This is a genomic window from Empedobacter sp. UBA1574 (assembly GCF_002322895.1).
GTDB classification, from domain to species: Bacteria; Bacteroidota; Bacteroidia; order Flavobacteriales; family Weeksellaceae; genus Empedobacter; species Empedobacter falsenii_B.
On record NZ_DCOI01000015.1, the window covers coordinates 1 to 6,320 of the forward strand.

Consider the following 6,320-nt stretch of genomic DNA (forward strand, 5'->3'; position numbering starts at 1 on the left):
ACGAAGTCATGAAGTACGACACTCATAGTATTGAGATTTGAGATGTTAGTTATTAGACTTTTGTTATTGTATGTTCTTTTTTTATTCATTGGTTTATTGTTTTATGAATAATGTATTCATGAATCCTTTGGATTTGGCTTGATACAAAAACATTTGAGATGTTTGCTATTATTATGTTCATTTTATTAATTACTTTTTTCTTGATAAAAAAGTAATCAAAAAATCAAGGCTTCAATTCTCGCCGGTCAATCATCATTTCGTTTCACTAAAATGTTTAAATCACTCCCGATGGTCGGTAAACATTTTTGCGCTTCTCTCAATGGATTGACACTCGTCTGTAAATTGTTATGCCATTTTGATTTAGATGCCGATACTCTATTTTTTTTGAGTTTGTTAGCGAATGATTTGTTCTTTGTTTTCATTTTGTCTTGTAATCAGAAAACACTTGAGATATTAGACTTTGTTTTTATATGTTATTTTTTATTCATGGCTTTATTATTTTAAGAATATTGTATTCATGAATCTTATGGATTTGTCTTGACACAAAAACGAATCAAAAAAGTCAAGGCTGTAAAACGATTAACCTAAAAATGAATATTGATTCGGGAATAAATTAAATCGCTCCTTTCAGTCGGTAATTTATTCTTATCCTTCTCAATATTCATTTTCTTAACGGTATCGTTTTAGAAGCCGAATTTATTTTTCTTCCAATGTTTTATTCTCTTTCTGTACTTGATCGTATGCTAATTCTTTGACTGCAAGACGTACGAACCATTTTTAGAGATTCTCATAAAACCGTGTTTCTTTAATGCTTTACCCAATTGGATGACGGTTGAATTGTTGATGTTGATATTCCCAAAATAAGCTAACCTTGTAGCTATTTGCGTAGTGTTAAGAAAAGCTGTTGCTGTTTCTTTATCAGCTTTTTCGAACCAGGTTAATAGCAATTCTTCTTCTGGGGATTTGATTTGGTATTGCTCGTTGTTTTGGTTGATGTTTTTAATTTCTTCGTTGTTAAACCAATACCTGAATCCTTCATCAATGAGATACAAAGCTTGTTTGTAACAGTTATCGAGGTTTACGTTGTGTAAAGCAACCTTCGTCAATTCTTTGAATTGTACAGCTTCTTTTATCAAATACGCCATAGTAGATTAAGTTTTAGTCATTAAACATTTTTTAAGGTAATTTAATGTAAATTAAAACTTTATAATGACAAAATGTGTCGCGAACGACATTATTTACTTTCTTATTCGATGTATTGCTCTATTCTTTATAATATATCCTTTTCAGCCACAAACTTGCTTTTACTAAAAGTATTAACACCGGAACTTCGACCAACGGACCAATAACTCCTACAAATGCTTGTGGTGAATGAATCCCAAATATTGCAATAGAAACGGCAATGGCTAATTCGAAATTATTGCCGGTAGCTGTAAAAGATATGGATGCATTTTTATCATAAGGAACTTTCATTGCTTTATTGATAAAAAAACTGATGAAGAACATTAGTGCAAAATATATAACTAATGGGATTGCTACTTTAATAACGTCTAAAGGTAATTCAAGTATTTTATCGCCTTTTAAACTAAACATTACCACAATGGTAAATAATAATGCATAGAGTGTTATGGGAGATATTTTGGGTACGAATACACGATTGTACCATTCTATACCTTTCTTTTTAATTAAAGTGAATCGCGTGATAAAACCTATTAAGAATGGAATACCTAAATAGATCATTACACTTTGTGTTACTTCTATCATTGAAACCGAAACATTAAAATTAGCTAAGCCTAATTTGCTTGGTAATATGTTGATAAATAGCCAAACTAAAAAGCTATAACTTAACACTTGGAATATACTATTTAGTGCGACTAGCATTGCTGTGTATTCTCTATTAGCTTTCGCTAAATCGCTCCAAACGATTACCATCGCAATACATCGTGCTAATCCAATGAGAATTAATCCCGACATATAATCCGGTTCGTCGTGAAGAAATAGAACTGCCAAACCAAACATTAAAACTGTACCAATTATCCAGTTTAAGATTAAGGATATTCCGATTACTTTTTTGTTTTTAAATACTTGTGGTAATAAAGAATAATCTACTTTGGCTAATGGCGGAAACATCATTATTATCAATCCTAAAGCTAAAGGTATATTGGTTGTACCCACGCTCATACGCTCTATTAAAACAGACATATTTGGAAAGATATAGCCAATTGTAACACCTAAAACCATGGCGATAAAAATCCATAAGGTTAGGTATCTATCTAGGAATTTTAGTTTTGGTTGCATCGTTTATTTAGTGATTTGTGAAAATATGTACATCATTTCAGTTGCGATTTGAAAACTGCGTTGTTTGTAAACTTCGGTTTGTTCGGTTGTATCATCCGAAATTTTAGGATCTTCGTAAGTAATGGGAATTCGCTTTTCAGCACCGGATATAAAAGGACAACCTTCATCTGCTTGGGAGCAAGTTAGAATCGCTGCGAAATTTGAAATGGGATTGAATGCATCATTATATTTCTTAGAAAAACCGATAATTGGTGAACTATTCTCATCATATTTTATCGCATAAATAGGATTATTACTATCTGTAATTTTAAAGATTTGAAAACCTTGATTGCTTAGCGTTTCAATTACTTTTGGAAACAAAGCTGTTTCTTGTGTACCTCCTGAATAACAATTGATATTTTGGATATTATAATAAGCAGCAGCGAATTGTGCCCATATCTGAGCTAAATGACTTCTGCGTGAATTGTGCGTACAAATAAAGTTGAGATTTATAGCTTCCTTACGATTGAATTTTTCTTGAATATAAACAACCAAAGGTTGCAAATTAGCTTTCCTTTGGTCGTCTATAAAATTGAAATTTAGTATTTCTGATACTGTTGTTTTTAATGTACTATTCATTATCTACATCAAAAAATTAACAACAACCAGAATTAGGTGTGCAACAAGAAGATTTTTCTTCTTTCACTCTAAATTTATTTTCAGTTGCAACGGGAATACCGCAAGCATCTTCCGCTAAACAAGCTGTTTTTTTATTTTTTAAAATGAAATGTTTTCCATTAAATTCAAGATCGTATTTACCAATTGTAGTCGACTGATATTCTACTTCAATTTCGGCATCTTCAATACCTAATTTGTTTTCGGATAAGCGAATTATATTTAACAATTTACCTGGTTTTAAACGATGTTCGTAATCGTCTGCATTCCACAGTTGAAAGTTTACTACTTTTTCATTTCTAATAACTCCACCACAATCAATAAATTTCTTTGTGATTTCTCCCACTTCTGTAACGTGGAAATGTTCTGGTACGAAAGTACCATCCTCTAATTGAAATTCAACATTTTCTAATGTTGGTAAGATTTCTTTAATTCTTGACAGTTTCATATGCTTTAATTATTTATTTTTAATCGCAATATTACGATGTTTTATTTCAAAAAAACGCCTTAACAGCATTTCTCTATTTTGACATTTTGATTAAAAAAGTTAGAAAACTCATTCTGAATTGCAACCCAAACCTTTTCATCAATACAATAACAAACCGATTTTCCTTCGATGGAACCTTGAATAATTCCGATACTTTTTAATTCTTTAAATGTTGAGAAATAGTAGCTTGTGCCAAACCTAATTCATCCACCAAATCCGTACAGATACACGCATTCTGTTTGATGATATGCTGAATAATAGCCACACGAGCAGGATGTCCTAATACCTTGAATAAAGTAGCTAGTTTATTTTGCTCGTCAGTGAAGATTTCCGATTTAGTTATTCCCATTATTGATTTATTATCATTGCAATATTACGATATGTTTTATAAATACTAAAATTATTTAATATTAATTATTCAATATACTGTTCTACTGCTTTATCTAATTTCTCGTTTACGATTTTGGCATAAAAAAAAATCTGTTACGTTTTACAACCTAACAGAATTCTATCTTATTTATATCTTAAAATGGATTATTTAATCGTAATGGAAACGGCACTTTGCAATTAATATCTGATTATCTTCGTACTTGTAAATTAAACGATGTTCTTCGTCTATTCTACGTGACCAGAAACCTGAATATTTATGTTTTAATGGTTCTGGTTTCCCAATACCAGTAAAAGGAGTACGTGAAATATCTTTCAATAAATCATTGATGCGTTTTACTTTTTTATTATCGGTTTTTTGCCAAAATAAATAATCTTCCCAAGACTCATCTACGAAAATATATTTCATCTATTCCTCGATTAATTCTCTTTCAAAAGATTGATTACTTTTTAATTTTTCAATGGCAGCATCTAATCTTGACTCATTGATACGAGAAGATAATTCATGATTTGTAGCCATTAATGAATTGTACTCTTCTAAAGACATTACAACAATACCAGAATCTTTCCCTCTGTTGATGATTAAGGTTTCAAAATTCTTCGAAACTCTATCTAAGTAAGATTTAATATCTTTTCTGAAATCTGAAACACTTGCTATTATCATAATCTTGTATTTTATTATGTACAAATATATGTACAATATTTTGATTTTAAAAATCTATCTTCTTACATCATTTTAAAATAAACATTTACTATTCAATGAATTGCTCTACTGCTTTGTCTAATTCTTCGTTTACGATTTTAGCATAAATTTGAGTTGTTCCAATATCAGAGTGATCTAAAAGTTTTGATACATACTCAATACGCATACCGTTAGCTAAGGCTTGGGTTGCAAATGTATGTCGGCTTAAATGAAAAGATAATGAGAATGGAAATTCTAATTCTTTGCCCATTCTACGCAATTTCTGACCACATAAAACATTTTTGCTACCGATTACTTTTAGTTGGTATTCGTTGGATTGTTCGAAGAAATTAGCTTCTGAAATGATTGGAAAAATAAAATCATCTGGTTCGGAAGTTTCTTTTTTGTATTTGTTTAAAATCTCTAAAGCAGATTGACCTACCTTGAATTGATGTGAACGTTTAGTTTTACGGATGTTTAATCTGATACGTTGTTCGTTTTCATCATAGTTTTTCCATTGTAAGGTAACGACATCACTAAAACGCAATCCTCCGGCATAACAAGAAAAAATAAACATATCTCTGAAATAGGTATCTGTTTGACCAAATGAACTCTTGTGATTTTTTAGCTGCTCGATTTGTTCTTTGTTTAAAAACAATCTTGTACTCTTGGCTTTTTTGATTCGTACACTTGCAAATGGGTAAGTATTTAAACTGATGATTTCTTCACGAATGGCATCTTTAAACATTATGGCTAAAATTGAACATTTGTATTAAAACTAACATTAGTAATTTATGAACAAATTGAAATAACTGTAAGAAAGCTTCTTTACCAAAAAGGACGCAAGTTTAACCAATTGTGGAATGCCAAGGTAGTTTTTCGTTTAAATCATGACCTAAAAATAAACGAATATCCAAACAGTTATTGCAATAGCGAATCATTGCTCTGTTGTTATTAATATTATTTAGATAACTGTCCATTCAAATCTTGAAAGAGACAATTAGATTATGAAATAAAACAAATTTCTACAATTAAAAACATGATAGCTTTGAAATTTCATATAGAAAACTTGCTGAAAAGGCGAGAGTCAATTTAGCGTAATGAGCGTAAAAATGGCTTACTGTCGCGCAATCTTCCTCTCGTAAACCCAAAATAGTAACTCAAAAAGCGTGCTTTTCTCGTCAAAAACCTCGTATCTCACTTCTCACATCTAAAATTCTCAAAAAATATTTCCCATTGTACCAGCAACTTAAGAGAAGAATGTAAATTAATTGTAAAATGAGTTTGGAAGTTCGGAAAAATGGGTTGTATATTTGCAATCACAATACGAAAGACGAGTAGTATTGAAATTGACATAAGGACTTGTATAGCGACAAAATTATTTAAAAATAAATTTGTGAGTTTAGAAATAAGTTTTACCTTTGCAAACCGATTCCGAAAGGGGTTTTTGGAGTGAAAGTAAGAATTGACTTATTGAAATAAAAACTTTAAAATTTATCAAAATAAATTTTGTTAGTTAAAAAAATAAGTATTACCTTTGCAACCGCAAATATCGAGAGGTTTTGCTAAGATGAGAAGTTCATTTGAAATTATAAAATATACAGAAGAAAAAATAGCCGAATAAAACGAAGTCAATCCTTGAATAATGGAGCTATAGGAAATTCGAAGTTGTAAAAAACAGGTACTACGTACCAAACAAAATTATTTACAATGGAGAGTTTGATCCTGGCTCAGGATGAACGCTAGCGGGAGGCTTAACACATGCAAGCCGAGGGGTATAGTTAGCTTGCTAACTAGAGACCGGCGCACGGG

Annotated in this window: 8 protein-coding genes, 1 rRNA gene and 1 pseudogene; 1 reads left to right on the forward strand and 9 read right to left on the reverse strand. The window is 30.8% G+C overall.

The genetic code is table 11. The features are described from left to right. Positions 1-743 precede the first annotated feature (743 nt). From B3578_RS03245 to B3578_RS03285, 9 genes and pseudogenes are all read right to left on the reverse strand, one after another. Positions 744-1,145: a hypothetical protein gene (locus B3578_RS03245; protein WP_291047022.1), complete on the reverse strand. Its 402-nt coding sequence runs from the start codon at positions 1,143-1,145 to the stop codon at positions 744-746. A gap of 118 nt (positions 1,146-1,263) precedes the next feature. Next, positions 1,264-2,298 (reverse strand): ACR3 family arsenite efflux transporter, encoded by a 1,035-nt coding sequence (gene arsB / locus B3578_RS03250; RefSeq protein WP_291047024.1) that lies wholly within the window; start codon positions 2,296-2,298, stop codon positions 1,264-1,266. Between the two features lie 3 nt (positions 2,299-2,301). Further along, positions 2,302-2,916 (reverse strand): low molecular weight phosphatase family protein, encoded by a 615-nt coding sequence (locus B3578_RS03255; RefSeq protein ID WP_291047026.1) that lies wholly within the window; start codon positions 2,914-2,916, stop codon positions 2,302-2,304. Positions 2,917-2,932: 16 nt separating this feature from the next. Further along, positions 2,933-3,400: a DUF6428 family protein gene (locus tag B3578_RS03260; RefSeq protein ID WP_219035447.1), complete on the reverse strand. Its 468-nt coding sequence runs from the start codon at positions 3,398-3,400 to the stop codon at positions 2,933-2,935. A 59-nt stretch (positions 3,401-3,459) separates the two neighbouring features. Continuing rightward, a pseudogene (locus tag B3578_RS03265) lies at positions 3,460-3,788 on the reverse strand (ArsR/SmtB family transcription factor). A 189-nt stretch (positions 3,789-3,977) separates the two neighbouring features. Then, on the reverse strand, positions 3,978-4,235 hold the full coding sequence (locus tag B3578_RS03270; protein WP_219035457.1) for a Txe/YoeB family addiction module toxin: 258 nt from the start codon (positions 4,233-4,235) through the stop codon (positions 3,978-3,980). Then, positions 4,236-4,490, reverse strand: a complete 255-nt coding sequence (locus B3578_RS03275; protein WP_068599366.1) for a type II toxin-antitoxin system Phd/YefM family antitoxin — start codon at positions 4,488-4,490, stop codon at positions 4,236-4,238. An 88-nt stretch (positions 4,491-4,578) separates the two neighbouring features. Next, positions 4,579-5,256 carry a tyrosine-type recombinase/integrase gene (locus B3578_RS03280; protein WP_125350815.1) on the reverse strand — a complete coding sequence of 226 codons (678 nt, stop codon included), beginning with the start codon at positions 5,254-5,256 and terminating at the stop codon, positions 4,579-4,581. Between the two features lie 100 nt (positions 5,257-5,356). Then, complete coding sequence (locus tag B3578_RS03285) at positions 5,357-5,488, reverse strand: transposase (RefSeq protein ID WP_114999214.1); 132 nt, start codon at positions 5,486-5,488, stop codon at positions 5,357-5,359. Positions 5,489-6,215: 727 nt separating this feature from the next. Between B3578_RS03285 and B3578_RS03290 the strand changes: the two genes are divergently transcribed. Continuing rightward, positions 6,216-6,320, forward strand: a 16S ribosomal RNA gene (locus B3578_RS03290); the annotation flags it as partial.